The 26,851-nt window shown below is 70.1% G+C and carries 24 protein-coding genes and 1 pseudogene; 8 read left to right on the top strand and 17 right to left on the bottom strand.

Going from position 1 to position 26,851, the window contains the following annotated elements; genetic code table 11:
* Window positions 1–116: 116 nt before the first annotated feature.
* From L632_RS0107515 to L632_RS0107505, 3 genes are read right to left on the bottom strand one after another with little or no spacing between them, the layout of a single operon-like run.
* Window positions 117–869 (bottom strand): SDR family NAD(P)-dependent oxidoreductase, encoded by a 753-nt coding sequence (locus L632_RS0107515; protein ID WP_028713068.1) that lies wholly within the window; start codon window positions 867–869, stop codon window positions 117–119.
* Window positions 862–1,641, bottom strand: coding sequence for an SDR family NAD(P)-dependent oxidoreductase (locus L632_RS0107510; RefSeq protein ID WP_028713069.1), 780 nt, complete (start codon window positions 1,639–1,641; stop codon window positions 862–864). Before L632_RS0107510 ends, L632_RS0107515 begins: the two co-directional genes overlap by 8 nt.
* Window positions 1,638–3,323 carry an FAD-dependent oxidoreductase gene (locus L632_RS0107505; RefSeq protein ID WP_028713070.1) on the bottom strand — a complete coding sequence of 562 codons (1,686 nt, stop codon included), beginning with the start codon at window positions 3,321–3,323 and terminating at the stop codon, window positions 1,638–1,640. The genes L632_RS0107510 and L632_RS0107505 overlap by 4 nt, the downstream gene beginning before the upstream one ends.
* A 114-nt stretch (window positions 3,324–3,437) precedes the next feature.
* Here L632_RS0107505 and L632_RS0107500 point away from each other — a divergent pair, with 114 nt between their 5' ends.
* The 3 genes from L632_RS0107500 (at window position 3,438) to L632_RS0107490 (ending at window position 6,945) form a co-directional block, all read left to right on the top strand.
* Window positions 3,438–4,337 carry a helix-turn-helix domain-containing protein gene (locus L632_RS0107500; RefSeq protein WP_028713071.1) on the top strand — a complete coding sequence of 300 codons (900 nt, stop codon included), beginning with the start codon at window positions 3,438–3,440 and terminating at the stop codon, window positions 4,335–4,337.
* A 75-nt stretch (window positions 4,338–4,412) separates the two neighbouring features.
* Window positions 4,413–4,973 carry an NIPSNAP family protein gene (locus L632_RS23460; protein WP_051416236.1) on the top strand — a complete coding sequence of 187 codons (561 nt, stop codon included), beginning with the start codon at window positions 4,413–4,415 and terminating at the stop codon, window positions 4,971–4,973.
* Between the two features lie 91 nt (window positions 4,974–5,064).
* Complete coding sequence (locus tag L632_RS0107490; RefSeq protein ID WP_028713072.1) at window positions 5,065–6,945, top strand: bifunctional sugar phosphate isomerase/epimerase/4-hydroxyphenylpyruvate dioxygenase family protein; 1,881 nt, start codon at window positions 5,065–5,067, stop codon at window positions 6,943–6,945.
* Here L632_RS0107490 and L632_RS0107485 read toward each other — a convergent pair.
* On the bottom strand, window positions 6,942–7,835 hold the full coding sequence (locus L632_RS0107485; protein WP_036697594.1) for an NAD(P)-dependent oxidoreductase: 894 nt from the start codon (window positions 7,833–7,835) through the stop codon (window positions 6,942–6,944). The two genes, L632_RS0107490 and L632_RS0107485, sit on opposite strands and share 4 nt — an antisense overlap.
* Before the next feature lie 116 nt (window positions 7,836–7,951).
* Here L632_RS0107485 and L632_RS22185 point away from each other — a divergent pair, with 116 nt between their 5' ends.
* From L632_RS22185 to L632_RS0107470, 3 genes are all read left to right on the top strand, one after another.
* Window positions 7,952–9,637 carry an FAD-binding protein gene (locus L632_RS22185; RefSeq protein ID WP_036697640.1) on the top strand — a complete coding sequence of 562 codons (1,686 nt, stop codon included), beginning with the start codon at window positions 7,952–7,954 and terminating at the stop codon, window positions 9,635–9,637.
* 248 nt (window positions 9,638–9,885) lie between these two features.
* Window positions 9,886–11,274: an MFS transporter gene (locus tag L632_RS0107475; protein WP_028716556.1), complete on the top strand. Its 1,389-nt coding sequence runs from the start codon at window positions 9,886–9,888 to the stop codon at window positions 11,272–11,274.
* A gap of 63 nt (window positions 11,275–11,337) precedes the next feature.
* Window positions 11,338–12,171: a shikimate dehydrogenase gene (locus tag L632_RS0107470; protein WP_028713075.1), complete on the top strand. Its 834-nt coding sequence runs from the start codon at window positions 11,338–11,340 to the stop codon at window positions 12,169–12,171.
* A 153-nt stretch (window positions 12,172–12,324) separates the two neighbouring features.
* On the opposite strand, the gene L632_RS0107465 is transcribed toward L632_RS0107470, so the two are convergent.
* The 6 genes from L632_RS0107465 to pcaD all read right to left on the bottom strand — a co-directional run bounded on the left by L632_RS0107465 (window position 12,325) and on the right by pcaD (window position 17,096).
* Window positions 12,325–13,638, bottom strand: a complete 1,314-nt coding sequence (locus L632_RS0107465) for a lyase family protein (protein ID WP_028716555.1) — start codon at window positions 13,636–13,638, stop codon at window positions 12,325–12,327.
* A 103-nt stretch (window positions 13,639–13,741) separates the two neighbouring features.
* Window positions 13,742–14,584: a 3-keto-5-aminohexanoate cleavage protein gene (locus L632_RS0107460; RefSeq protein WP_028716554.1), complete on the bottom strand. Its 843-nt coding sequence runs from the start codon at window positions 14,582–14,584 to the stop codon at window positions 13,742–13,744.
* Window positions 14,585–14,594: 10 nt separating this feature from the next.
* Entirely contained in the window at window positions 14,595–15,206 is a 612-nt protein-coding gene (pcaG, locus tag L632_RS0107455; protein ID WP_036697590.1) for a protocatechuate 3,4-dioxygenase subunit alpha, read from the bottom strand.
* Window positions 15,206–15,943, bottom strand: coding sequence for a protocatechuate 3,4-dioxygenase subunit beta (gene pcaH / locus L632_RS0107450; RefSeq protein WP_028713079.1), 738 nt, complete (start codon window positions 15,941–15,943; stop codon window positions 15,206–15,208). Before pcaH ends, pcaG begins: the two co-directional genes overlap by 1 nt.
* Complete coding sequence (gene pcaC / locus L632_RS0107445) at window positions 15,940–16,323, bottom strand: 4-carboxymuconolactone decarboxylase (RefSeq protein WP_028713080.1); 384 nt, start codon at window positions 16,321–16,323, stop codon at window positions 15,940–15,942. The genes pcaH and pcaC overlap by 4 nt, the downstream gene beginning before the upstream one ends.
* Entirely contained in the window at window positions 16,320–17,096 is a 777-nt protein-coding gene (gene pcaD, locus L632_RS0107440; RefSeq protein ID WP_028713081.1) for a 3-oxoadipate enol-lactonase, read from the bottom strand. The genes pcaC and pcaD overlap by 4 nt, the downstream gene beginning before the upstream one ends.
* Before the next feature lie 67 nt (window positions 17,097–17,163).
* Between pcaD and L632_RS0107435 the strand changes: the two genes are divergently transcribed.
* Window positions 17,164–18,084, top strand: a complete 921-nt coding sequence (locus L632_RS0107435) for a LysR substrate-binding domain-containing protein (RefSeq protein WP_084637829.1) — start codon at window positions 17,164–17,166, stop codon at window positions 18,082–18,084.
* 21 nt (window positions 18,085–18,105) lie between these two features.
* Here the strand turns inward: L632_RS0107435 and L632_RS0107430 are convergent, their stop codons facing one another.
* Window positions 18,106–18,963 carry a helix-turn-helix domain-containing protein gene (locus L632_RS0107430; RefSeq protein ID WP_036697588.1) on the bottom strand — a complete coding sequence of 286 codons (858 nt, stop codon included), beginning with the start codon at window positions 18,961–18,963 and terminating at the stop codon, window positions 18,106–18,108.
* A gap of 93 nt (window positions 18,964–19,056) precedes the next feature.
* Between L632_RS0107430 and pobA the strand changes: the two genes are divergently transcribed.
* Entirely contained in the window at window positions 19,057–20,226 is a 1,170-nt protein-coding gene (gene pobA / locus L632_RS0107425) for a 4-hydroxybenzoate 3-monooxygenase (RefSeq protein ID WP_028713084.1), read from the top strand.
* A gap of 148 nt (window positions 20,227–20,374) precedes the next feature.
* Here pobA and L632_RS24855 read toward each other — a convergent pair.
* From L632_RS24855 to xsc, 6 genes and pseudogenes are all read right to left on the bottom strand, one after another.
* Window positions 20,375–20,437 (bottom strand): annotated as a pseudogene (locus L632_RS24855) (hypothetical protein); the annotation flags it as partial.
* Between the two features lie 528 nt (window positions 20,438–20,965).
* The gene (locus L632_RS0107415; protein WP_028713086.1) at window positions 20,966–21,379 is read right to left on the bottom strand and encodes a hypothetical protein; all 414 of its coding nucleotides are present in this window, start codon (window positions 21,377–21,379) and stop codon (window positions 20,966–20,968) included.
* Between the two features lie 12 nt (window positions 21,380–21,391).
* The gene (locus L632_RS0107410) at window positions 21,392–22,675 is read right to left on the bottom strand and encodes a sulfite oxidase (protein WP_028716552.1); all 1,284 of its coding nucleotides are present in this window, start codon (window positions 22,673–22,675) and stop codon (window positions 21,392–21,394) included.
* 154 nt (window positions 22,676–22,829) lie between these two features.
* Window positions 22,830–23,789, bottom strand: coding sequence for a phosphate acetyltransferase (gene pta / locus L632_RS0107405; protein ID WP_028712790.1), 960 nt, complete (start codon window positions 23,787–23,789; stop codon window positions 22,830–22,832).
* Between the two features lie 4 nt (window positions 23,790–23,793).
* Complete coding sequence (locus tag L632_RS0107400) at window positions 23,794–24,810, bottom strand: YeiH family protein (RefSeq protein ID WP_028712789.1); 1,017 nt, start codon at window positions 24,808–24,810, stop codon at window positions 23,794–23,796.
* Between the two features lie 256 nt (window positions 24,811–25,066).
* On the bottom strand, window positions 25,067–26,848 hold the full coding sequence (gene xsc, locus L632_RS0107395; RefSeq protein WP_028712788.1) for a sulfoacetaldehyde acetyltransferase: 1,782 nt from the start codon (window positions 26,846–26,848) through the stop codon (window positions 25,067–25,069).
* Window positions 26,849–26,851: the final 3 nt, after the last annotated feature.

The raw sequence follows: 26,851 nt of genomic DNA, 5'->3' as shown, positions 1-26,851 counted from the left end.
CCCGATTGTCGCGCCTTTCCGGGCCCAGGGCCACCGGAGGGGGCCGGAAACCCGGCTTGGGGCAAGGCGCCTGCCCGTTCCTTGTGCAGCCGGCGCGCAAACCGGCGGGGCCGCGCTCAATCGGGGCGGCTCGCCTCGCCGAAATCGCCGAAGGCGGTCCAGCCGCCATCGACCGGCAGCACCGCCCCGGTGATGCCCGAGGCCGCGTCCGAGGCCAGGAAGGCCACGGCCGCCGCCACCTCGCGCGCCTCGATCAGCCGGCCCAGCGGCGTGCGGCGGCGGATGGCCGACAGGTCGATCCGGCCCGCCCTGGCCAGCGTCCGGACCAGCGCGGTCTCGACGAAGGCCGGGGCGACGGCGTTCACGCGCAGCCCCTGCCCCGCCCATTCGCAGGCCATGGCCCGGGTCATCGCCACGATGCCGGCCTTGGCCGCGCCATAGGCATTGCGCCGCGGCAGGCCGGTCAGCCCGGCGATCGAGGACAGGTTCACCACCGCCCCGCGCCCGCGCGCCAGCATGCCGCGCGCCACCTGCCGCGTCATCAGGAAGGTCCCCGACAGATGCACGTCCAGCACCCGGCGAAAGGCGGTCAGATCCTGTTCCAGTGTCGGCAGGTGGCTGTCGCCGATGCCGGCATTGTTCACCAGGATGCCGAAAGGCGCGACGGCGGCCGCCGCCCGCGCCTGAACCTCGTCGGTGACGTCGCAGCGGATGCCGCGATGCCCCGCGCCCAGTTCCGCCGCCCGCAGCGCCGCCTTGTCGCCGTCGAGATCGGCGATCGTGACCCGGCAGCCCTGTGCCGCAAGCGCCTGCGCGATGGCCCAGCCGATGCCCTCGGCCCCGCCGGTGACCAGCGCCTCGCTAAGCATAGCCCGGCCTCGGCACCAGCCCCATCAGGCTTTGCGACAAGCCGCCATCGACCACGATGTCCTGCCCGGTGACATAGGCCGCCCGGTCCGAGGCGAGATACAGCGCCGCATCCGCGATGTCCTGCGGCGAGGCGATGCGGCGCAAGGGCACCATGGCCTCGCGCCGGGCCCTGACCTCGGGATCAGCATAGAAGGCGGCGGACATCGGCGTCAGCACCAGCCCGGGGCTGACGCAGTTCGAGCGCAGGCCGCGCGGACCCCATTCGGCGGCCAGCTGCCGCGACAGCATCGCCACCGCCGCCTTCGAGGCGGAATAGGCGCCGCTGGCCGGCTGCGGCTGGCTGGCGGCGATGCTGGCGACATGGACCAGCGCACCGCGCCCGCGTCGCAACATGCCGCGCCCGAAAGCCTGCGCCGCGGTCAGGTAGCCGGTCAGGTTCACCGCCAGCATGGCCGACCAATCCTCGGCGCTGACGCTGTCCAGCGCGCCGGGGCGCAGGATGGCGGCGCTGTTGACCAGCACCTCGGCGCCGCCCTCGGCCTCGACCCGCCCGGCGGCGGCAGCGACGCTGCCCGGATCGGCCAGATCGCAGGCCAGCGCCAAGGCGCCGCCGCCCAGCTGTTCGGCCAGCGGCCCGGAGCGGTCAAGGTCGCGGTCCAGCAGGATTGCCCGCGCCCCCTCGGCGGCAAAGTTCCGCGCCAGCGCCTGACCGATGCCGCCGCCGGCGCCGGTGATGACGACGGTCCTGCCTTCCAGTCCAAGCCAGCTCATGCTGCATCCTCCTTTGCGGCCGCGCGCCCGGCCAGATGGCGGCCGGTGATCCAGCCGAAGGTCATGGCCGGGCCCAGCGTGATGCCCGCGCCCGGATAGTTCCCGCCCATGATGCTGGCGCGGTCGTTGCCCACGGCATAGAGCCCCGCGATCGCCGCGCCCTGCCGGTCCAGCACCGCGCCCTCGACCGTGGTCCTGAGCCCGTCGAAGGTGCCCAGATCCCCCATTTCCATGCGCACGGCGTAGAACGGGCCGCGCTCGACCGGCGCCACGCAGGGGTTCGGCTGGTGGTCCGGATCGGCGAGATAGCGGTTGAAGCTGGTCTCGCCGCGGCGGAACTGCTCGTCCCGCCCCTCGCGCGCGCCGCGGTTATAGGCCGCGACCGTCGCCTCCAGCCCTGCCGGGTCGATGCCGCAAGCCCGGGCCAGATCGGCCAGCGTCCGGCCGCGCTTCAGATAGCCGCTGCGGGTCCAGAGCCATAGCGGCATCGGCGCCGGCTTGGCATGGCCAAGGCCGTATTTGCGGATCGCGCGATGGTCGCAGATCAGCCAGGCCGTCCCGTCGCCTGCGGCCATGGCCGCGCCGACATCGTGATAGCTGTCGCTTTCGTTGACAAAGCGCCGCCCGTCGGACCGCACCGCGATCATGCCGGGCTTGTAGCGGTCCAGCAGATGCGGAAACACGCCCTTGCCCGGCACCAGGCTGACCGGCATCCAGGCGGCGGGCTGCGGATATTCGGCGTCGAAAGCGCCGCCGACCGCCTCGCCCAGCCGGATGCCGTCGCCGGTATTGCCCGGGGGCACCGGCGAGTGATGCGCGCCCCCCGCCTTCAGATGGGCATAGATCCCGGCACGGCGGGCCAGATCCTGCGCATAGCCGCCGCAGGCCAGCACCACGCCGCGCGCGGCCATGATGCTGCGCGGCTGCGCGCCGCCGACCTGCGCGCCGGTGACGCGGCCGCCCTGCTTCAGCAGATGCAGCGCCGGGGTCTCGGTCAGGATGGCGATGCCGAGGTCGAAGCAGGTCTTGGCCAGCCGCGCCGCCAGGGCGTTGCCGCTGGTCACCTGCACGCCGCGGCCGTGGCGGGCGACCTCGGCCGCATGGGCGGCCAGCCGCTTCGCGACATAGGCAAACGAGGTCGGCGAGCGGGTGGCGTTGAAGAAATGCCGGATGTCCGCGTTCGAGGAATTGAACATCATCCCCATGAAGGTGATGGTCGCCAAGGGCGGCCGCAGGCGGCGCAGGTTTTCCCCCAGCGCGCTGCTGTCATAGGGCGCCGCCAGCACCGAGCGGCCGACATCCACCCCGCCCGGCACGGTCGGGTGATAATCGGGGTAAAGCGTGGGGATGAATTTCACCTCGGTCTCGGCCTCGAACCAGTCCAGCATCTTCGGTCCGGCCTCCAGGAAGGCCTCGACCGCCTCGGGCTGGTGGAAATTGCCGGTCTCGGCCCGCAGATAGGCCCGCGCCGCCGCGCGCGTGTCATCCGGGTTCAGCGCCCGGCCGTGGCGGTTGCCGGGGATCCACAGCACGCCGCCGGAAAAGGCGGTGGTGCCGCCGAAGACCGGCTCCTTCTCGATCACGATCACCGACAGCCCGTGCTTTCTGGCGGTGATCGCCGTGGCCAGCCCACCGGCGCCCGAGCCGATCACCAGCACGTCGCAATGCTCCTGCGCGCCCATTGGCTCCCTCCCTTTCTCGCTGCCTTCCTGCTACTGCGGGGGGCATGGCGAACCAATGGACGCTGGCGCGCAATTCTTGCACTATTCGCAACCGACCGGGGGACGGAGGAACGCATGGGCGACAAGGCGGCAGGCAGCATCCCGCATTACTATCTCTATGGAGATCAGGAGGCGGATGTCGAACTGGACCTGCTTCATATCGAGCCGATCCGCGAACGCAGCGGCCCGAACGATTGGAGGATTCGTCCCCATGCCCATCCCGATCACATGCAGGTGCTGCTGGTGAAATCGGGCGGCGGCGGCATCCGCATGGAGGACCGCCAGCTGCCGATCCCCGCCCCCGGCATCCTGGTGGTGCCGGCGGGCGTCGTGCACCAGATCGACTTCGATCCCGGCACCGACGGGTTCGCGGTGACGGCGGCGCTTGGCTGCCTGCGCACGGCATCGGCCGGCGATCCGCGGCTGGCGACGGCGGCGGGCCGGCCGGCCGTCTATCCGCTGGCCGGGACCGGCCTCGACATTCCGGCGGTGATCGACACCTTTCACTGGCTGCACCGCGAATTCATCTGGTCGGCCCCGGGCCGGCGCACGGCGATCCTGGCGCAATACATGCGCATCCTGGTGGTGGTGCTGCGGCTGTCGATCGCGCATCAGGACGCCGGCACCGCCACGCCGGACCGCGACTACGACCTGCTGGTGCGCTATCGCGCGCTGCTCGAAGAACATTTCCGCAGCCAGCGTTCGCTGGGCTTCTTTGCCGGCGAATTGGCCGTCACCCCGGCGCGGCTGAACGCGGCCTGCAAGGCGCGCAGCGGCAAGACCGCATCCGAGCTGCTTTACGAGCGCATCGTGATCGAGGCCAAGCGTTATCTGGTCTATACCGAAAGCACGGTGGCGCAGGTGGCGCATCTGACCGGCTTCGACGATCCGGCCTATTTCAACCGCTTCTTCACCCAGCGCGTCGGCATCTCGCCCGGCGCCTTCCGCAAGCAGGCCGCGCGATCCGAGGGCTGAGTCCAATCTTTCCGACGCGCGGTCCATTTCCGCGCGCCGCCGCCCGCGCCAATCTGCGCGGCAGGAGGGACCGGCATGATCCATGAATGGCGCAGCTATCGGCTGAAACCCGGCGCGGCGGGCGATTACCTGGCCCTGCTGGCCGAACGCGGCCTGCCGCTGGTGACCCGGCACCTGCCCCTGATGGGCTATTGGCTGGCCGAGACCGGGCCGCTGAACACCATCCATCACCTGTGGAGCTATGCCGACTGGGCCGAACGCGAATTCCGCCGCGCCGCGCTGGCGCAGGAGGAAGGCTGGACCAGGGGTTTCATCCCCGCCGCCTTCCCGCTGGTCGATGCGCAGCAGAACCGTTTCCTGCGGCTCGACCACGCCTCGCCGCGCTTCCATGCGGCGCTGGCGGGACGCTTGCGCGCCCATGCCGCGCCAGCCCCCGGCGCGGCGCTTTTCGCCCCCGATTGCGCCGCGCTGGTGATCGGCGCGGAGCCGGCCGGGGCAGAGGCGCTGTGGCAGCCGGTCTCGGGCGATGCGCGCGGTCCCGTCGCGCTGATGCCGCGCAGCGCCGGGCCGGTGCCGGCGGCGCCGCAGCCGGGACGGCATGTGATCCTGCGTCCGCTGGCCTTCTCGCCGCTGTGAATTAACGCAAGGTTAATCACGGCGAAGAATCGGCATTTGCCGTTACGCCCATTCTTTGCGACCCTTGGCGCATCAGGGAAAGGGGTGCGGGATGAAGACCTCGATTGCCACCGTATCGATTTCGGGCAGCTTTACCGAGAAACTCGCCGCGATCCAGCAGGCCGGATTCGACGGGATCGAGATCTTCGAGCAGGATTTCCTCGCCTCGGACTTCACCCCGGCCGAGGTGGGCCGCATGGTCCGCGACCATGGGCTGGAGATCACCCTGTTCCAGCCCTTCCGCGATTTCGAGGGCCTGCCCGAGCCCCTGCGCAGCCGCGCCTTCGCCCGGGCGCAGCGCAAGTTCGACCTGATGGCCGAGCTGGGCACCGACCTGGTGCTCGTCTGCTCCTCGACCCATCCCGAGGCGCTTGGCGGCATCGACCGCGCCGCCGCCGATTTCCGCGAACTGGGCGAGATCGCGGCGCAGCGCGGCATCCGCCTCGGCTACGAGGCGCTGTGCTGGGGCCGGCACGTCAACGACCACCGCGACGCATGGGAGATCGTGCGCCGCGCCGATCACCCGAATGTCGGCCTGATCCTCGACAGCTTCCACACGCTGGGCCGCAAACTGGATCCGGACAGCATCCGCCGCATTCCCGGCGACCGCATCTTCTTCGTGCAGCTGGCCGACGCGCCGCTGATCGAGATGGACCTGCTCTACTGGTCGCGGCATTTCCGCAACATGCCGGGCGAGGGAGACCTGGACGTCGCCGGCTTCACCCGCGCGGTCATGGCCACCGGCTATGACGGACCGCTGAGCCTGGAAATCTTCAACGACCAGTTCCGCGCCGGGCTGCCGCGCCTGGTGGCCCGCGACGGCCATCGCAGCCTGGTGGCGCTGATGGACCGCGTGCGCCGGGCCGAGCCTTCGCTCTCCGTCGATCTGCCCGCCTTTCCCGCCCCCGCCCCGGTCGAGCGGGTCGAGTTCGTCGAATTCGCCACCTCGGCCGAAGATGCCGGGCCGCTGGAGAGCCTGCTCACCACGGCCGGCTTCGAAAAGGCCGGCCGGCATCTCAGCAAGCAGGTAACGCTGTGGCGGCAGGGCGGCGTCAACCTGCTGGTCAATGCCGAGCCCGAGGGCTACGCCCACAGCGCTTGGGTCACGCATGGCACCGGCGTGTCCGAAATCGGGCTGATGGTCCCCGACGCCCGCGCCGCCTTCGACCGCGCCCTGGCACTGGGGGCCGAGCCGCATGTCGCGCCCCATGCCGCGCAGGAGCTTGATATCCCCGGCATCCGCGGCGCCGGCAGCAACGTGATCCGCCTGCTGGACCGCCGGGGCGATCTGGGCCGGATCTGGGAGGTGGATTTCGCCCTTGACGCCCCCGCGCCGCCGGGCGCCGGGCTTGCCGGCGTCGATCACCTGGGCCAGACCATGGCCTATGACGAAATGCTCAGCTGGTCGCTGTTCTACACCACCCTGTTCACGGCCGAAAAGGCGCCGATGGTCGATGTGGTCGATCCCGACGGGCTGGTGCGCAGCCAGGCCATCCGGGCCGGCGGGCTGCGCATCACCCTGAACGGCGCCGAGACGCGGCGCACCCTGGCCGGGCAGTTCCTGCACGAGACCTTCGGCTCCTCGGTCCAGCACCTCGCCTTCGCCAGCGACGACATCTTCGCCACCGCGGCCGAGATGGCGGCGCGCGGCTTCCCCTTCCTGCGCATCGGGGCGAATTACTACGACGACGTCGAGGCGCGATTCGGGCTCGATCCGGATTTCACCGCCCGGCTGCGCGCCCATCACATCATGTATGACGAGGATGCCGGCGGGCAGTTCCTGCAGTTCTACTCGACCGCCCTGCCCGGCGGCTTCTTCCTGGAGATCGTGCAGCGCCGCGGCGATTACGCCGGCTATGGCGCGCCGAACGCCCCGTTCCGCATCGCCGCGCAAAAGCGCACCCTGCGGCCCAAGGGCATGCCGAAAGCCTAGCCGCCCAGTTCCGCCAGCGTGCGGCGGATGCCCTCCTCGATCGGCGTGACCGGCTGCGCGCCCAGCCAGTCCGGCACCGGGTCCGAGGCGAGATCCGTCGGAATGCGCAGCGGCGGGCCGTCGATGGTAATGCCGTCCCAGCCGCTCTGCCGGGCCAACTCGGCGGTGAAGTCCGCCATCTCGCGCGTATCGCCGGCCATGGTCAGCACCGTCGCGCCCTGCATCGGCCGCAGCATCGCCGCGGCCAGCAGCCGCGCCACGTCATCCACATGCACGAAGCCCACCCGGCCCGAGAAGCGGATCACCGCCGGCTCGCGCCGGACCGAGGCCGCCAGCGCGATGGACGGCCCGGCCGCGATGCCGCTGCTGATCCCCGGCCCGTAGACGATATAGGGCCGCAGCCCCAGGCTGGGCAGGCCGTGATCGGCGGCATGGACCCGCGCCAGCCCCTCGACCGCCAGCTTGGTCACGCCGTAGACGGTCATCGGCCGCGGCAGCGTGGCGCTGTCCGGCCCGAACACCCCGGCGGTGCTGAGCCAGGCGACCGGAACCCGCAGCCGGCGCGCCAGTTCGAAGACATGCGCCGAGCCCAGCACATTGACCCGCACCGCCCGCGCCGGGTCGGCGGCGCAATCCACCGTCATCAGCCCGGCCAGATGCACGATGCCGTCGCAGCCCTCGCCGGCCCGCGCCAGCGAATCGGCATCGGTCACATCCCCCGCCTCCGCCTCGCAGCCCTTTGGCAGCACGGTGCGGCGGATCGCGGCTTCGAGGTCGAAAAGGCGCGGGACGATGCCCTGCGTCGCCAGCGCGGCCGCCACCCGCAGGCCGATGAAACCGGTGCCGCCGGTCAGAAGAATGCGGCGCGGCCGCCTTGTGTCCTGTGTCATGCTGTCTCCTCCTTTCCTATTATATGGAATAATATTCAATTATAAAAGTATCTTCCATTTTTATGCCGCCTGTGGCAAGTTCCGCCACGCATCGGGGCAAGGAGGAGGGATCGCGCATGACGGCCACGGCTTTCGACGAAGAGGTCGATCTTCTGGTGATCGGCGCCGGCGCGGGCGGGATGACGGCGGCGCTGAGCGGCGCCATCGCCGGCCTGTCGGTGCTGCTTTGCGAAAAGACCGGCATGGTCGGCGGCACCACCGCCACCTCGGGCGGCACGACCTGGGTGCCGGGCACCGAGCTGAGCCACCGGGCCGGGGTGCCCGACAGCGCCGAGGACGCCGCCGCCTTCCTGCGCCATGTCGTCGGCCACCGTGGCGGCGATGCGCGGCGCGAGGCGTTTCTGGCCACGGGACCCGAGGCCATCGCCGAGCTTGAACGCCATTCCGAGGTCCGCTTCGTCGCCGCCGCCGCGCATCCCGACTATCTGGACGGTCCCGGTTCGGCCTATGGCGGGCGGGCGCTCGCACCGGTGGAATTCGACGGCCGGCTGCTTGGGGCCGATTTCGACCGGGTGCGGCCGCCGCGCGACGTGTTCATGGGTCTGGGCGGCATGATGGTCGCGCGCGGCGAGCTGGGGGCGCTGCTCGCCCCCTTTGCCAGCGCCGGCAACCTGGCGACCGCGCTGAAGATCCTGCTGCGCTATGCCCGCGACCGGCTGGGCCATCGGCGCGGCACCCGGCTGCTGATGGGCAATGCGCTGGTGGCGCGGCTGTTTTTCAGCCTGCGCCGGCGCGCGGTGCCGATCTGGTTCGACAGCCCGCTGGCCGATCTCATCCGCGACGGGCAGGCGGTGATCGGCGCGGTGATCGAGACCCCGCAGGGCCGGCGCCGCATCCGGGCGCGGCGGGGCGTGGTGCTGGCGACCGGCGGCATCGGCTGGAACCGCGCCCTGCGCGAGCGGCTGTTTCCGCCGCAGATCGCCGCCTTCTCGCAGGCGCCCGAGGGCAGTAGCGGCGACGGCATCGCCCTGGCGGTCGAGCGCGCCGGCGCGGCGCTGGACGATGGCGGCGACAGCGCCGGGCTGTGGATGCCCTGCTCGCTGCTCGGCCGTCCGGACGGGTCGCAGGCAATCTGGCCGCATATCATCCTGGACCGCGCCAAGCCGGGGCTGATCGCCGTCGGCCGCGACGGCCGCCGCTTCGTGAACGAGGCCGGCAGCTATCACGATTTCTGCATGGGCATGATCCGCGCCGGCCTGTCCGAGGCCTGGCTGGTGGTCGATTCCGGTTTCATCCGCCGCTACGGGCTGGGGCTGGTCCTGCCGGGCGGGCGCGGGCTGCGGCGGCTGCTGCGGCAGGGCTATCTGCAGCGCGCAGGCAACCTTGACACGCTGGCCGCCGCCATCGGAGTCGATGCGCAGGGGCTGGCCGAAAGCGTCCGGGCCAACAACCGTTTCGCGGAAACCGGTTCCGACGCCGATTTCGGCCGCGGCTCGACGGTGGTGAACCGCTTCAACGGCGATCCCGAGGTCAAGCCCAATCCCTGCCTGGGCCCGATCCGGCAGGCGCCCTTCTATGCGCTGCGCGTGGTTCCGGTCGATCTGGCCGGCAGCGGCGGGCTCGACTGCAATGCCGAGGGGCAGGTTCTGGACCGCGAGGGCCGGCCGATCCCCGGGCTTTACGCCTGCGGCAACGACGCCGCCTCGATTTTCCGCGGCACCTATCCGGGGCCCGGCACGACCATCGGCCCGGCCATGGTCTTCGGCTGGAAAATCGCCCGGCAGCTGGCGGAGCAGGGCTGATTTTCCGCCCTTGCGGGAAAACCGCCGGTCACCGGGCCATCGGGCCGATTCCGCAAGCGGCAGGCATGGAAATCAATCCCCTGCCCGGAATCGCCGCCCCATTCCGGCCCATCCCGGCGCTAATGAATTAACATCATGTTAATGCAAAGCGTCAAACGGTCTTTGACGTTATTCAACTGTTTTGCGACCTTTTGCCACAGACCGCGCAATCAGAGGAGCTGGCGTGGTCAGCTTCAGGGAGGTTACCCATGACCGCTTCACCGGCCATCGCGCCCAAGGGCAGGCATCAATCCGGCAAGGCTGCGGCCAGCGGCTGGATCGGCTCTGCGCTGGAATATTACGACTTCTTCATCTACGCCACCGCCGCCTCGCTGGTGTTTCCGCAGATCTTCTTCCCGTCGGAAAACCCGCGCGTCGCCATCGTCGCCTCGCTGGCGACCTATGGCGTGGGCTATGTCGCCCGGCCGATCGGCGCCTTCGTGCTGGGCCATTGGGGCGACACCCATGGCCGCAAGAACGTGCTGATCCTGTGCATGTTCCTGATGGGCATCTCGACCCTGCTGGTCGGAATCCTGCCGACCTATCAGCAGGTCGGCATCCTGGCCCCGATCCTTCTGGTGATCCTGCGGCTGGTGCAGGGCTTCGCCGTGGCGGGCGAGATCTCGGGCGCCAGCTCGATGATCATGGAACACGCGCCCTTCGGCCGGCGCGGCTTTTTCGCCAGCTTCACGCTGCAGGGCGTGCAGGCCGGCCAGATCCTGGCCGCCGCCGTCTTCCTGCCGCTGGCGCATTACATGCCCGACGAGGCTTTCAACAGCTGGGGCTGGCGCATCCCGTTCCTGCTGAGCTTCGTCGTCATCATCGCCGGCTGGATCATCCGCCGCGAGGTCGAGGAAACCCCCGCCTTCCGCCAGGAAGAGGCCGAGCACGCCACCCCGCGCTCGCCCGTCGTCGAGGCGATCCGCACCACCTGGCCGGACATGATCCGGGTGATCTGCATGGCGCTGATGAACACCATCCCGGTCGTCGCCACCGTCTTCGGCGCCGCCTATGCCGTGCAGGCCGCCTATGGCATCGGCTTCCACAAGGACGTCTATCTGTGGATCCCGGTCCTGGGCAATATCGTCGCCTGCCTGGTGATCCCGCTGGTCGGCAACCTGTCGGACCGCATCGGCCGCCGCCCGCCGATCATCGTCGGCGCGCTGGGATCGGGCCTCTTGGCCTTCGGCTATCTCTACGCCATCTCGATCCATTCGGTGCCGCTGGCGATCCTGATGTCGCTTCTGATGTGGGGCGTGGTCTATCAGGGCTATAATGCGGTCTTTCCCAGCTTCTACCCCGAGCTGTTCCCGACCCGGACCCGCGTGTCCTCGATGGCGATCTCGCAGAATATCGGCACCACGATCACCGCGCTGCTGCCGGCGCTCTTCGCCACCGTCGCCCCTCCGGGCGCGACCAATGTGCCGCTGATGGTGGGTTCGATCACCTTCGCCATCTGCTGCATCGCCGCCGCCGCGGCCTGGTCGGCGCGCGAGACCTACCGGGTCCGCATCGAGGACCTGGGCAAGCCGAATGCCGCGCCGGTGCCCAAGGCGGAATACGACCACCTGCGGACCGAGGCCGCCGCCAGCCGCTGAACCCCACCGCAAGGCCCCGGTCCATCCGGGGCCTTTCCCCCCGAGCAGGAAAGGCAAGGCATCATGATCCGCGGAACCACCAGACTGATCGCGCATCTGGGCTATCCGACCACGACCTTCAAATCGCCGATGATCTACAACCCGTGGTTCCAGCGGCGCGGCATCGATGCCGTGGTGGTGCCGATGGGCTGCAAGCCCGAGGATTACCCCGATTTCCTGCGCCTGCTGTTCCGGCTGTCGAACATCCACGGCGCGCTGGTCACCATGCCGCACAAGGTCAGCACCCTGGCGCTGGCCGACCGCGTCTCGGTCACCGCCCGCATCGCCGGCGCGGCGAACGGGCTGCGGCTGGCCGGGGACGGCGCGCTCGAGGCCGACATGTTCGACGGCGAGGGCTTCGTGCGCGGCGTGCTGGCCAAGGGCCAGGAACTGCAGGGCCGCTCGGCCCTGGTCGTCGGCTGCGGCGGCGTCGGCTCGGCCATCGCCGCCTCGCTGGCCCGGGCGGGCGTGGCGCGGCTGGCGCTCTACGACCCGGCGGCCGCCAATGCCGAGGCGCTGGCCGGCCGCATCGCCGCCGCCTATCCCGGCATCGCGCTTGAGACCGGCGCGAACGACCCGGCGGGCTTCGACCTGGCGGTGAACGCCTCGCCCTTGGGCATGACCGAGGGCGACCCGCTGCCCATGGATCCCGAACGCCTCGACCCCGCCACCTTCGTCGGCGAGGTGGTGCTGAAATCCGAGATCACGCCCCTGCTTGCCGCCGCCCGCGCCCGCGGCTGCCGCTATCAGGTCGGCACCGACATGCTGTTCGAGCAGATCCCGGCCTATCTGGAATTCTTCGGCTTCCCCAAGCCCAGCGTCGCGGAACTGCGCGAAAGCGCCGCGATCAGCTATTGACCGGCGGCGGTGCGAGGCCGGGCATCGATGCCCGTGCCCCGCGCCACCATGGCCGGGTGGTTTCGTCCCGGCTGGGGGGGAGCGGCCTTGCCCGCCCGGTCTTGGTCGAGGCGGACGCGCTGCGCATCCGCGCGGATCGCCGAGGCCGCCGGGCTAGGCGCCGGCGGCCTCGGCAAAGGCCCGCGCCTCGGCCGGGGCGGTGCCGAGCCCGCCGGCGGCGGAAAGGTCCAGATCCGGGAATTCGCGGACGACCAGCGCCGGCAGCGGCTGGCCGCCGGATTGCGCCTCGGCGCAGAGCGCCTTGATCCTGGCCTGCGCCTCGGGGCGCGGCATGTGGCGGGCCAGGGCGAAGGTGAAGGCCTCGGCATGGATCAGCCCGCTGCCGTCGTCGAGCCCGCGCGCCATGGCCTGCGCATCGGGCGCGATCCGCCCCGACAGGTCCAGCGCCAGCGCCAGCGCCCGGCCGGTCGAGATGCAGAGCTGCGGCAGGGTCAGCCATTCCACGAACCAGGCCGCGCCGTCGCGCTGCTGGCGGTGGATGCCGGCGCCCTGCAGCGCCGAGGCCAGCGCCGCCGCCTGTCGCGCCAGCGCCACCAGCACCGAGGGGCCGACCGGATTCTGCTTTTGCGGCATGGTGGAGGAACCGCCGGCGCCGGAGATGCGGATTTCGCCGATGCCGCTTTGCGCCATCAGGATCAGGTCCTCGCCCATCTTGCCCAGGCTGGCGCAAAGCCCCGCCATCCAGGTGGCGAAATTGCCGATGCGGTCGCGTTCGGCATGCCAGCCGTGGCCGGGATCGTGCAGGCCGAGCGCCTTGGCCAGGCCGGCGCGCACGGCGGGGCCCTCGGCCCCCATGGCCGAGAGCGTGCCCGCCGCCCCGCCCAGCGAGACGGTGGCCAGGTCCGGCGCCAGCGCCTGAAGCCGCGCGCGGTGGCGCAGCAGCGGATGGCCCCAGCCGGCGATCACGGCGCCGAAGCCGGTCGGCGTCGCCGCCTGCCCGTAGGTCCGCGCCGCCATCGGCAGATCGGCATGCTCGCGGGCCAGCCGGCCGAGCGCGGCGACCAGCCGGCCGAGCCTGTCGTCCCAGATCCCCGTCAGCCGGCGCAGCCGCAGCGCCTGACCGGTTTCCATGATGTCCTGGCTGGTCGCCCCCCAATGCAGGTATTGCGCATGATCGGGCGCCTCCATGGCCTTGCGGAAGGCCGCGACCAGCGCCGGGACCGGCACGCCGTTGGTCGCCGTCTCGGGGCCGAGCGCGGCGGGGTCGATCTGCACCTCGCGCGCGGCGCGCTCGATGAAGGCGCTGGCGGTTTCGGGGATCAGGCCCAGCCGGGCCTGCACGCGGGCCAGCGCGCCCTCGACCAGCAGCATGGCGCGGATCTCGGCGCTGTCGGCGAAGAGCGCGGCGGTCTCGTCATCCGAGAAGAGGCTGCGATAAAGGGCGCTGTCGGCGGCTGCGGCGGGCATCGGTCGGTCCTTTTGCAATGACAGGACCGGGGGGCCGTCTGCCCCCCGGACCCCCCGAGGATATTTGGACAAGAAAGAAGATGCGAGAGGCAGGCGGCAGGGGTCAGGCGGCGGGGGAGCGCAGGCCGAGGATCTGCCGGGCCTGCCGCCAGGTCGCCACCGGGCGGCGGTATTTCTCGCAAAGCGCCACGGCGCGTTTCACCAGCGCGGCGTTCGAGGGGGCGAGCCTGTCGCGGTCGAGGCGGACATTGTCCTCGAGCCCGGTGCGGGCATGGCCGCCGGCAGAGATCGCCCAGTCGTTCAGCACGATCTGGTTCGGCCCGATGCCCGCCGCGCACCAGGGCGCATCGGCGCCGAAAAGGCGCTTCACCGTATGGACGTAATAGTCGAAGACCTCGCGGTCGGCGGGCATGGCGTTTTTCACCCCCATGACGAATTGCACATAGGGCCGGTCCTTGATCTGGCCCGCCTGCCACATCTGATGCGCCTTGAGGATATGGCTGAGGTCGAAAGCCTCGATTTCCGGTTTGATATCGTATTTCGCCATCTCGGCGGCCAGCCAGTCCACCAGGTCCGGCGGGTTCTCGTAGACCCGGGTCGGGAAATTGTTCGAGCCGACCGAGAGCGAGGCCATGTCGGGGGCCAGCGGCAGCATGCCGCCGCGTGCGCGACCCGCCCCCGAGCGGCCGCCGGTCGAGAGCTGGACGATCATGCCGGGGCAATGCGTCTCGATCCCTTCCTTGAGCCGGGCGAAGCGTTCGGGGTCGGAACTCGGCCGGCCCTCGTCGTCGCGGACGTGGCAATGGGCGATGGTCGCGCCGGCCTCGAAGGCTTCCTGCGTCGATTCGACCTGCTCCTCGATGGAGATCGGCACCGCCGGGTTGTTGTCCTTGGTCGGCAGCGAGCCGGTGATGGCGTCGCAGATGATGCAGGGGGTTGCGGTCATGGCCTTGCCCTCAGATGTCGAAGAAGACGGTTTCGTTCTCGCCCTGCAGCTTGAAGTCGAAACCGTATTCGCCCGGTCCGGTCCGCTTCGCCATGAGCGTCTGGATGCGGGCCTTGTGCTCGATCCGGGCGAGGACCGGGCATTCGGCATTGGCCGCCTCCTCGTCCTCGAAGCAGATCCGCGTCTGGAGCCCGAGATTGATGCCCCGCGCCACCAGCCAGACATTGATATGCGGCGCCATCAGCCGGCCGTCCGGGAAGGGCACGCGGCCGGGCTTGACGGTTTCCAGCCGCCAGATGCCGGTGTCGAAATCCGCCGCGACCCGGGCCCAGCCGGTGACGTTCGGATCGGCGGCGCCGCGCGGGTCGTTGCCGGGATAGATGCCATCCGCATCGGCCTGCCAGGTTTCGAAAAGCGCATCGCGCAGGACCATGCCGGCGCCGTCGATGACGCGGCCGGTGATGGTGATGCGCTCGCCCCGCGCGCCCTCGCGGATCGGCGAGAGGCCCAGGTCCTGCGGATAGATGCCGGGATTGCCGAGCGCGTTCGGGGTCAGGCCGATATGGACATAGGGGCCGGCGGTCTGCGAGGGGGTTTCCTTGAGATAGTCCAGTCCCTGCATCACATCCCCTCCTTGCGGTTTTCGAAGAACGACTGGCGGCGGCCGCGCAGCACGATGTCGAACTTGTAGGCCAGGCAGTCCATCGGAATCGCCCGGTTCATGTCCAGGGGCGCCACCAGCGCCTGGATGGCGCGGTCCTGGCCGATGGTGTTGACGATCGGGCATTTCGCGATCAGCGGGTCGCCCTCGAAATACATCTGGGTGATCAGGCGCTGGCCGAAGCCGGTGCCGAAGACCGAGATGTGGATATGCATCGGCCGCCAGTTGTTGACATGGTTCGGCCAGGGATAGGCGCCCGGGCGGATGGTCAGGAATTCGTAGCTTCCGTCCGGCCCGGTCAGCGTGCGCCCGCAGCCGCCGAAATTCGGGTCGAGCGGCGCCAGGTAGCCGTCCTTCTTGTGGCGGTAGCGGCCGCCGGCATTGGCCTGCCAGATCTCGACCAGCACGTTCGGCACGCCGCGGCCGGTCTCGTCCAGCACCCGGCCGTGCATGATGATGCGCTCGCCGATGGCGGGCTGGCCGGTGAAGTTCATCACCAGATTGTTGTCCAGCTCGCCCAGCATGTCATGGCCGAAGGCGGGGCCGGTTTCCTCGGACAGGGTCGAGCCGAGCGCCACCAGCGCGCGATGCGGGGCGCGGGTCATCGAGGTCTTGTAGCCCGGCGTATAGGCCGGCGGGTGCCAGTCGCGGTCGCGGAAGAACAGCGGGCCGCGGTCGGTTGCATTGCTGAGGGTCATCGCTTGGCCGCCTCCATCTCGGCAAAGGTCTCCTTGGCGATCTTGATCGCATGGTTGGCGCGCGGGACGCCGGCATAGATGGCGACATGCAGCAGCGCCTCGATCACGTCGCCGGGCGTGGCGCCGGTGTTGGCGGTGGCGCGGATATGCAGGGCCAGTTCGTGGTCGTTGCCCAGCCCCGCCAGCAGCGCGATGGTCAGCATCGAGCGCTCGCGCGGGCTGATCGTGTCGCGCGACCAGACCGCGCCCCAGGCGGATTCGGTGATCAGCCTCTGGAAGGGCTCGTCGAAATCGGTCTTGGCGGCCTCGGCGCGGGCGACATGGGCATCGCCCAGCACCCGGCGCCGGGTGGTCATGCCCTGGTCGTAGCGGTTGGTCATCGGAGATGGTCCTGAAGGAAGGGGGCCAGCAGCGCGGCCCATGCGGCGGGGGTTTCGACGCAGGGCAGATGGCCGGCGCCGGGAATGACGTGGAAATCCGCGCCGGGGATCAGATCGGCGGTGCCGCGCACCAGATCCGGCGGCGAGGAACCGTCCTGGTCCCCGGCGATCACCAGCACCGGCAGGCGCAGGCCGGCCGTGCCCTCGGTCAGGTCGGCGGCGGCGATGGCCTCGCAGGCGGCGATATAGCCCTGCGCGTCGCAGCGGGCCAGCATGTTGCGCCAGGGATGCAGCGCCGGCGTGGCGCGGAAGCGGGCGGCGAACCAGCGCTCCAGCACCGCATCGGCGATGCTGGCGACGCCGCCGGCGCGGATGGCGGCGATGCGGGCGGCCCAGATCTCGGGCGCGCCCATGCGGGGCGCGGTGTTCGACAGCACCAGCGCGCGCAGCAATTCGGGCCGGCGCGCGGCCAGCGCCTGGCCGATCATGCCGCCGATGGACAGGCCGACGAAGACCGCCGGTCCGCCGGTCGCCTCGATCAGCGCCGCGGCGTCCTCGGCCAGATCGGCGATCGAGACGGGGCCGCCGGAATCGGACAGGCCGTGGCCGCGCTTGTCGTAGCGAATGGCGCGGATGCCCGGCAGAAGCGGCAGCACCGCGTCCCAAAGCCGCAGGTCGGTGCCCAGGGAATTGGCGAAAACCACCGGCAACCCGTCCTCGGGCCCGTCGATCCGGTAATGCATCGCCCCCCAGGGTCGCATCAGAACTTGCATGGCAACTCCTCTCTCACCCATAATCTGCCACAGCCTGTTCCGGGCGAAAAATGCTAAATGAGCGATCATGTATAATCATTCAATTATGCATCCGGCGATCAAGCTGCGCCATATCCGCGCCTTTCTGGACATCGCGGCCGAGGGCGGGCTGTCCGCCGTCGCCCGCCGGCAAGGCATCACCCAGCCGGCGCTGTCGCGCACCCTGGCCGAGCTGGAGACGCTGCTGGGGCAGCGGCTGTTCCTGCGCCAGGGGCGGCGGCTGGTGCTGACCGAACAGGGCGCGCTGTTTCGCCACCACGCCGCCCATGCCCTGCAGGCGCTGGAGGCGGGCGCGGCGGCGCTGCAGCCGGGGACCAGCGGCACGATCCGGGTGGGCGTGCTGCCCACGGTAGCGACGCGGTTCTTTCCGCAGGTGGTGCTGCGACTGCGGCAGATCCTGCCCGACGTGATGCTGGCGGTCGAGACCGGGCCGCATCACTACCTGATCCGCATGCTGCGCGCCGGCAGCATCGACCTGATGATCGGCCGCCTGCCCAGCCCCTCGGAAATGGCGGGGCTGAGCTTCGATCACCTTTACGAGGAGGATGTCGTGCTGGTGGCGCGCGCCGGCCATCCCGCAGCCGGCCGGCCGGCCGCCGAGGCGCTGCGCGAGGCGCCGCTGATCCTGCCGCCGGCGACGGCGCTGATCCGCGCCTCGGTCGATGCCTATCTGGTCTCGCTGGGGCTGGCCAGCGTCCGGCCGCTGGTCGAGACGGTGTCGCTGGCGCTGGGGCGGGGGATCTGCCTGGCCTCAGACAGCCTGTGGTTCATCTCGCGCGGGGTGGTGCTGGACGAGGTCGAGCGCGGCCTGCTGGTCGAGTTCCCGACCGGGGCAAGGTTCCTGTCCGGCGCGGTCGGCATGACCCGCCGGCAGGCCGCCGCGACGCCGGGCCTTGCCACGCTGGAACAGGTGGCGCGCCAGATCGCCGGCCGGGTCGCGGGCGGCTGACGGCCCGATTGGTGCCAGCGGTCAGGCCACGGTCATGAAGGGCCGGCGATAGGCGCTTGGCGTCGTGCCGCGCAAAAGCCGGAACCGGCGCGAGAAATGCGCCGGGTCGTGAAAGCCCAGCCGATAGCCGATCTCGGCCACCGGCAGCTGGGTAAAGGCCAGCAGGCGGCAGGCCTCGGCCATCACCAGCCCCTCGATATGGCGCGAGGCGCTGACCCCCGCCGCCTCGCGGCACAGCCGGTTCAGATGGCCGGGCGTGATCGCCAGCGCGCGGGCATAGTCGCCGGGCCGCCAGCCCTCGGCCATATGCGCCGCGACCAGCGCCGCCAGCCGCTGCAGCCGCTGCGGGCTGCCGCCGACCGTCTCGGCCGAGGCCGCGCGGTCGAGCTCGCAAAGCGCGGTCAGCAGGGCATGCGACAGCACCGCCAGCAGCGGCCCGCGATAGGCACCGTGGCCGGCGAAGGCGTCGGAGAGCTGGCCGATCAGCGTCAGCAGCCCCTCGTCCAGCGCGCCGAAGAACGGGCGCGACAGGTGCCGGCCGATCTCGGCCGAGGCGGCCTGCAAGCCGGCGGCGACGCTCAGCGGAAAGGACAGCACCATGCCCTCGCTGCCCTTGCGGAAGCGGAAACCATGCACGACCAGCGCCGGCACGAACAGGAATTGCCCGTCATGCAGACGCGCGACATCGCCGTCCAGCATCACCTGCGCCTCGCCCTGCCGCATGGCGAAGACCTGCATCATCTCGCGATGGCGATGCGGCGAGATCGCCCAGTCGTGCAGACGCGCCCGGTCCCAGATCCGCTCGCAATGGATCACGTCCGGGAAGGCGGCAGTCTCGCCGAACAGGTTGAAGACCGGGATGGGGCCGGGCACGCTCATGCACGATTCATACAAGTCTTTGCCGTCCGCGTCCATTCATCGCCGCCCGCCCGCCGCCTATGCTGCAGGTCAGGGAAACAAGCGGACATCGTCATGGACACTCAGGTCGTCATCATCGGCGGCGGGCCTTCGGGGCTGCTGCTCTCGCAGCTTCTGAACCGCGCCGGCATCGCCACGGTCATCCTGGAACGCGCCAGCCGCGAGCATGTGCTGTCGCGCATCCGCGCCGGCATCCTGGAATGGGGCAGCGTTGAACTGCTGCGCGAGGCCGGGGTCGGCGCCCGCATGGATGCCGAGGGCATCGCGCATGACGGCGCCTGGTTCACCGATGCCGACCTGATGGTGCATGTCGATTTCAAGGCGCTGACCGGCAGGCAGGTCATGGTCTATGGCCAGACCGAGGTCACGCATGACCTTTACGACGCGCAGGACGCCATGGGCACGACCATCCTGCACGGCGTCGAGGATGTACGCATCCTCGACCTCGACGGGCCGCAGGCGGCGGTGGAATACACGCAGGGCGGCCGGCGCCACCGCCTAAGCTGCGCCTATGTCGCGGGCTGCGACGGCTTTCACGGCGTCTCGCGCAGGACCATCCCCGAGGATCGGCGCCGCGAATTCGAGCGGGTCTATCCCTTCGGCTGGCTGGGCATCCTGTCGCGCACGCCGCCGGTTGCCGACGAGCTGATCTATGCCAATTCGCCGCATGGCTTCGCGCTGGCCTCGATGCGCAACCACAATCTCGTGCGCTATTACGTGCAGGTGCCGCTGAGCGACCGGGTCGAGGACTGGCCCGACGACCGCTTCTGGGCCGCGTTCCGCCGCCGCATCCCCGCCCAGGCCGCGGCGCGGCTGGTCACCGGCCTCTCGATCGAGAAATCCGTCGCGCCGCTGCGCAGCTTCGTCTCGGAGCCGCTGCGCTGGGGCCGGCTGTTCCTGGTGGGCGATGCCGCGCATATCGTGCCGCCGACCGGGGCCAAGGGGCTGAACCTGGCGGTGTCGGACGTGTTCTACCTGCATCAGGCGCTGATTGCGGCGCTGAAGCAGGGCGAACAGGCGGGGCTCGACGCCTATTCCGACCGCGCGCTGGCGCGGATCTGGAAGGCCATGCGCTTCAGCTGGCAGATGACCATGATGCTGCACCGTTTCGACGGCGAGGACGGTTTCGCCGCGCAGATGCGCCGCGCCACCCTGGCGCATCTGGCGGAATCCGACACCGCGCGCCGCGAACTGGCCGAAAACTACGTCGGCCTGCCCTATTGAGCTGGCCGCCGGGCCGGGAAGGCGCAGCGCGATGAACAGCACCGCGAAGTCGCAATCCTCGCGGAAGGCGGGATAAAGGATCGCGCCCGACATGATGGCCGCGCGGCTCGAACATCAGCGCGGTGCGCATCCAGTCGTGGTCGCGCAGGAACAGGTTGCGGCGTTCGAAGATCGGCAGATGCGGCAGCAGCGGGGCGCCGCCCGCGACCACACGGACCGGGTTGCCGCAGGCATGGCTGTCGATGCAGAAGAAGCGGTGGCGCAGGGAACGTCCTCGTGAAGGGGTTGGCGGTGGCTCGATTCCGGCCCGCCGCTCCCGGATCGCCAGCGTGGCCTTGGCGGCGGCAGACTTTTCGGGTCGGGGAAGGCGCGATAGATGCGGGTCGGTCCAAAATCCACCGCGGGCCGGGCGGAGGGCGGAAGAGCCCGAATTCCTCGGCCGGTTCCTGCTCGTCGATCAAGGCTCCGGGCGCGATCTCCATGGCCAGGATGCGGCGGCGCAACGCATCCGCACGCCCTTGCGATCGGTCGTCGCGGCCGCAGGCTTCTGTGCCGTCATGGACGGATCTTCCCGATCATCTGCAGCCAAAGCGCCGCCCTTTCTGCAAATCTTTTGTAGATACAATGGCTATTCTTTGTAGCATATCAATATGCTCCGCCATGGCTGCGCAGCAGGCCGCGCCTGTGCGCGGCCTTGCTCGATTCTCGAACCCGGACGACACATCCGCCGCGGCCCTTCCTACCTCTCGGACGAGAAATTGGTCTTGAGATAGGTCAGGATCAGCGCTCTGGTCTCCTCGTCGGGCTCGACCATGCCCTGCTCCTCGACCATCCAGGTCCACAGCTCGTCCCAGCGATGGTCGGTGACGCGCTGCTGCTTGATGATCTCGGTCGAATGGCAGGCGACGCATTGGTAATAGGTCTCCTCGGCGCCCGCGCCCTCGGGCAGGCCGCCGAATTCCTCGTTCCCCGCCCGCGCCTCGCCCGCATCCGCCTTGGCACGGATCGCCGTCATCGGGTCGAGCGGGTTCGCGCCGGCGGGCCGGCCCGCCAGCGCCTGCATCGGATCGGGCCGCACCTCGGCCGCAGCCAGCCCGACCCCCAGCACCAGCGCGGCCAGAGCGGCGGCAAATGTCTTGATAATTCTGGACATCGCGCCCTCCCCTCACGCGACCGCGACCAGCGCGATGCGGTGTTGGATGTTGTTGGCATAGCCGCGCGGGTTCCAGGCCGGGGACAGTGGCGGCTGGCCGATGCCATCCTGGTCGGTGGCCCGCGCCCAGACCTCGTAATAGCCATGCTGCGGCAGGGTCAGCTGCGCGCGCCAGCGCTGCCAGGCAAAGCGGTTCGGCGGCGGCTCCAGCGCGGCCTCCTGCCAGGTCTGGCCGAAATCCAGCGAGACATGCACCGAGGCGACGTCGCCCTTGCCGCACCAGGCATGACCGCGCACCTCGACCGTCTCGCCCGCCTTCACCTCGGTCCCGGTCTCGGGGAAGGTGACGATGGACTTCACCGGCATCTCGGTCAGCACCACCATGTCCTCCTCGGGCACCTCGGTGCCGGGCGCGACCGGATAGGCCGGGATGCGATAGGAATCGCCGGTCATCTTGGCGCCGTCATGCTCCCTGTCGCGGACCCGGATGCGGTTGAGGTATTTCTGCGAGACCGAGGCCGGATAGCCCGGCACCACCAGCCGCAGCGGAAAGCCGTGCAGCGCCGGCAGCGGCTCGCCGTTCATCGCCCAGGCAATGATCGCATCCTCCTCCAGCGCCTTTTCGATGGGCACGCCGCGCGAGATGACCTCCTGCTCCTCGTCGCCGCTCAGATGCACGTCGTTGCCGTAATGCCCGGTATAGACGGCGCTGTCCTTCACGCCTGCCGCCTTCAGCACATCGGCCAGCCGCACGCCGGTCCATTCCGGGCAACCGACCGCGCCGACGGTCCATTGGTTGCCCGAGGTGCCGGGCTGGAAGAAGGCCCGGCCATTGCCGCCGCATTCGATCACCAGCCGCCGGGTGACGGTCTCGAAGCGCGCCTTCAGCGCGTCGATGGTCAGCTCCAGCGGCGTCTCGACCTCGCCGTCGACGCTCAGCGTCCAGCCCTCGGCGTCCTGGTCCAGCGCCGTCTGCGGGACAAGGCCGTTCATGCGGATGAACAGCCGTTCATAGGGCGTGACGTCGTCGTCCAGCAGATGCGCCGGGGTCTCTGCATTCAGCGGCCGGTCGCCCAGCACCACCAGCCCCTGCTTGCCCGCCATCAGGTCGAGGCCGGTGTCCTGGGCCAGCGCGGCGGGCACGAAACCTGCGGGCAGGTTGCGTTCGAACGGGACGGCCATGCCCAGGATGGTCCCCAGCGCCGTCAGGCCGGTCCTGCCGAGAAAGCGACGCCGCGCGGGGTCCGTCGCATCCGCGGCGCGGGGGGTTTCAGGGTTTCCAGGCTGTTCGGTCATGGCTTCTCCTCCTCTTGGCACGCCCTTTCGGACGCGGCCGGCTGCTTGCGATTGCGGGGCCGATCACCGATCGGTGGCCCGGGTTGAAACGTAACGCGCCAGGATCGAAAAACGTGCAATCATGGGGCAAAATCCGGTTCCAGCTCTGCGCGGCTCATATTTGAGTTTGCATGGCGGTTATTGCTGTTGCATTGACGATATCGTTGACGGAGCATCCTCTGGAGAGGTCGTTTGCGGGTTTGGCGAGGCCCTGGAGGATGGGTCCGATGGCGATGAGGCCGCCCAGGCGCTGGGCGATCTTGTAGCCGATATTGCCCGAGGCGAGGTCGGGAAAGACGAAGACGTTCGGCCGGCCGGTCAGGCGGCTTGCCGGGGCCTTCCTCGCCCGGATCGCCTCGTCCAGCGCCGCGTCGAACTGCAGCTCGCCGTCGACCTCCAGATCCGGGGCGGCGGCGCGGATCAGCGCCAAGGCCTCGCGCAGCCGCCCCAGGCTGGGATGATCGGCCGAGCCGGCGGTCGAAAAGGACAAGAGCGCCACCCGCGGCGCCTCGGCCAGGAGCCGCCGGCAGCTCTCGGCCGCCGACAGCGCGATGGCGGCGAGCTCGGCCGCGTCGGGCTGGATCACCAGCCCGCAATCGGCAAAGATCATGCCGCCCCGGACCGGCGCCCCGGGCCCGCAGGACAGCATCAGAAAGAAGCTCGACACGATCCCGGCCCCGGGGGCCCGGCCGATGATCTGCAGGGCCGCGCGCACCGTGTCGGCGGTGGTGGCGACCGCGCCGCCCACCGTGCCGTCGGCCTGGCCCAGCCGCACCCGCATCGCCGCCTGGCGGATCGGGTCGCGCATCTCGGAAAGCGCGCGTTCCGCGGTCATGCCCTTGGCGGCGCGCAGCCGGTGCCAGTGGTCGGCCAGCTCGGCCAGGTCGGGCGCGCCCGCCGGGTCGATGCGGCCCACGCCGGGGATCTCGGGCCCGCCCAGCAGGGTGACGCGGGCCAGCCCCTCGGCCACCAGCCGGCGGGCGGCCTCGGCGACGCGCGGGTCCCCGCCCTCGGGCAGGATGATGTGGCGGTCCAGGGCCTTCGCGGCCTCGTGGATGCGCTCGAGCGGTTTCATGGCACTACCCCCAGAAATGCAGGCCGGCGACGACGAAGACGCCCAGGAACACGGTCTCGGCCACGATCAGCGCGATGGCGCCGCCCCCGACCTCGAGCATCCTGCCGAGCGAGGTCTTGATGCCGACCGCGGCGATCGAGATCAGCAGCGCCCAGCGGGACAGCTGCCCGGCAAGCGCCGAGACCGGCTGCGGGATCAGCCCGGCGCTGTTCAGCGCCGCCAGCGCCAGGAAGCCCAGCACGAAGCCCGGCAAGAGCGGCGGCGCCTTGCCGCCCCTGGCATCGGCCAGCCCGCGCGCCCGGATCGCCAGCGAGAAGCACAGCACCACCGGCGCCAGCATCGAGACGCGGATCAGCTTGACCAGCGTCGCGGTCTCGCCGGCCTCGGGGCCGATGGAAAAGCCGGCGCCGACCACCTGGGCCACGTCGTGGATGGTGCCGCCCAAAAAGACGCCGCTGTCGCGCGCCGTGAAGCCGAAGGCGTTCGACAGCATCGGGTAGAGCACCATGGCCAGGGTCGAGAGCACGGTGACCGAGAGCACGGTGAAGACCAGGTCGCGCTCGGATTTCTCGTGCCGGGGCAGGACCGCGGCGATGGCCATGGCCGCCGAGGCGCCGCAGATCGCCACCGCGCCGCCGGTCAGCAGCGCGAAGCGCCAGCCGCGGCCGACGAGGCGGGTGGCGAGGAGCGCGAAGAGGATGGTCAGCACCACCCCCGCGACCACCAGCGCGATGGCGCGCGGCCCCAGCCCGCTCAGCATCTCGACCGAGATCCGCGCGCCCAGAAGCGCCACCCCGAGCCGCAGCACGGTGCGGGCGGTGAAGGCGATGCCGGGCGCGGTGCGGGTGCCCTCCTCGGCCAGGAAGTTCAGCGCCAGGCCCAGAAGCAGCGCCAGCAGCATGGCCGGGGCGCCGTAATGGTCCGACAGGAACTGCGCCGTGGCCGCGACCAGCGCCGAGACCGCGAAGCCCGGGAAGGCCTCGCCGAGCAGGCTGCGCGAAGGGATCAGGGTGGTCATCATCGTCGTCACCGGGATGCGGGGATGGGGCCGGGGCGGGGGCCGCGCCGGGTCGTCGTCGGAAGGGCGTCATGCGCCCCGGGAGAGGGCCTCATGGGCGGATGTGTCCGGCGGTCCTGCGGTCCTTCCCGGCCGCCGAGGGGGGCGCTGCCCCCTCGCGCTTGCCCGGCCCCTCGACGGGGCCCGGCAAGCGCCCCCCGGAGTATTTGGGAAACGGTGAAAGCCGGGGGGCGCCGGCGCCCTGCGCCGCCTTTCCGCGTCAGGCCGCGCCCTTTTGCGGGCGCATGTCGGCCGGGTCGATGCCGGCCACCACCACCGGCTTCTTCATCGCGTCGCGGCGGAAGGGCTCGCCCAGCTCCTGGTTCAAGAGCACCTCGATGAAGGTGGTCTCGCCGTCCCGCATCTGCCGCTCGACCGCCTCGTGCAGGGCCGCGGTCAGCTCCTCCTGCGACTTGACCTGCACGCCGGCGAGCCCGCAGGCCCGGGCGATGCCGGCATAGGAGGTGTCGCGGTCGAGCTCGGTGCCGACGAAGTTGTTGTCGTACCACAGCGTCGTGTTGCGCTTTTCCGCGCCCCATTGGTAGTTGCGGAAGATCACCATGGTGATCGCCGGCCAGTCCGCGCGCCCGCAGGCGGTCATCTCGTTCATCGAGATGCCGAAGGCGCCGTCGCCGGCAAAGCCGATCACCGGCACCTCGGGATTGCCGATCTTGGCGCCCAGGATCGCCGGGAAGCCGTAGCCGCAGGGACCGAAGAGGCCCGGCGCCAGGTATTTGCGCCCGGCCTCGAAGCTTGGATAGGCATTGCCGATGGCGCAGTTGTTGCCGATGTCCGAGCTGACGATCGCCTCCTTCGGCACCGCCTGCATGATCGCCCGCCAGGCCTGGCGCGGGCTCATCAGCCCGGCGTCGCGGACCCGCGCCTCGGCGTTCCATTCGGTGCCCGGATCATCCTCCTCGTGGTCGAGGCTCGAAAGCTCCTGCGCCCAGCGGGACTTGGTCTGCGCGATGAGATCCTTGCGTTCCTGCCGCCCGGCATCGCCCGCCGCGGGGGCAAGCTGCGCCAGGATGCCGCGCGCCACCTTGGCCGCATCGCCCTGGATGCCCACCGTGACCTTCTTGGTCAGCCCGATGCGGTCGGCATTGATGTCGACCTGGATGATCCTGGCCTGCTTCGGCCAGTAGTCGATGCCGTAGCCCGGCAGGGTCGAGAACGGGTTCAATCGCGTCCCCAGCGCCAGCACCACATCGGCCTTCTGGATGATCTCCATCCCGGCCTTCGAGCCGTTGTAGCCCAGCGGCCCCATGGCCAGCGGGTGGCTGCCCGGGAAGCTGTCATTGTGCTGGTAATTGCTGCAGACCGGCGCATCCAGCCGCTCGGCCAGCTTCACCAGGTCCGGGATCGCCCCCGACAGCACCACCCCGGCGCCCGACAGGATGACCGGGAATTTTGCCTCGCTGAGCAGCCTTGCCGCCTCGGCCACCGCCTGCTCGCCGCCCGCGGGCCGCTCGAAGGCCACCACCTGCGGCAGTTCCACGTCGATCACCTGGGTCCAGAAGTCGCGCGGGATGTTGATCTGCGCCGGGGCCGAGTTGCGCCAGGCTTGCATGATCACCCGGTTCAGCACCTCGGGGATGCGGCTCGCGTCGCGCACCTCCTCCTGGTAGCAGACGCAATCGGCAAAGAGCCGCATCTGCTCCATCTCCTGGAAGCCGCCCTGGCCGATGGTCCGGTTCGCCGCCTGAGGCGTCACCAGCAGAAGCGGCGTGTGGTTCCAGTAGGCGGTCTTCACCGGCGTCACGAAGCCCGTCACCCCCGGCCCGTTCTGCGCGATCGCCATCGACATCTTGCCGGTCGAGCGCGTGAACCCGTCCGCCATCAGACCCGCATTCGTCTCATGCGCGCAGTCCCAGAACCTGATCCCAGCCTTCGGAAACAGATCCGACACAGGCATCATCGCAGAGCCGATGATCCCGAAAGCATGCTCGATCCCGTGAAGCTGCAATACCTTAACAAAAGATTCCTCAGTCGTCATTCGCATGGC

The sequence above is a fragment of the Paracoccus sp. J39 genome (genome assembly GCF_000518925.1).
In the GTDB taxonomy this organism is placed as follows: Bacteria; Pseudomonadota; Alphaproteobacteria; order Rhodobacterales; family Rhodobacteraceae; genus Paracoccus.
The sequence above is the reverse complement of the archived record's forward strand: the minus strand, read 5'-3'. Positions and strand labels throughout refer to the sequence as shown.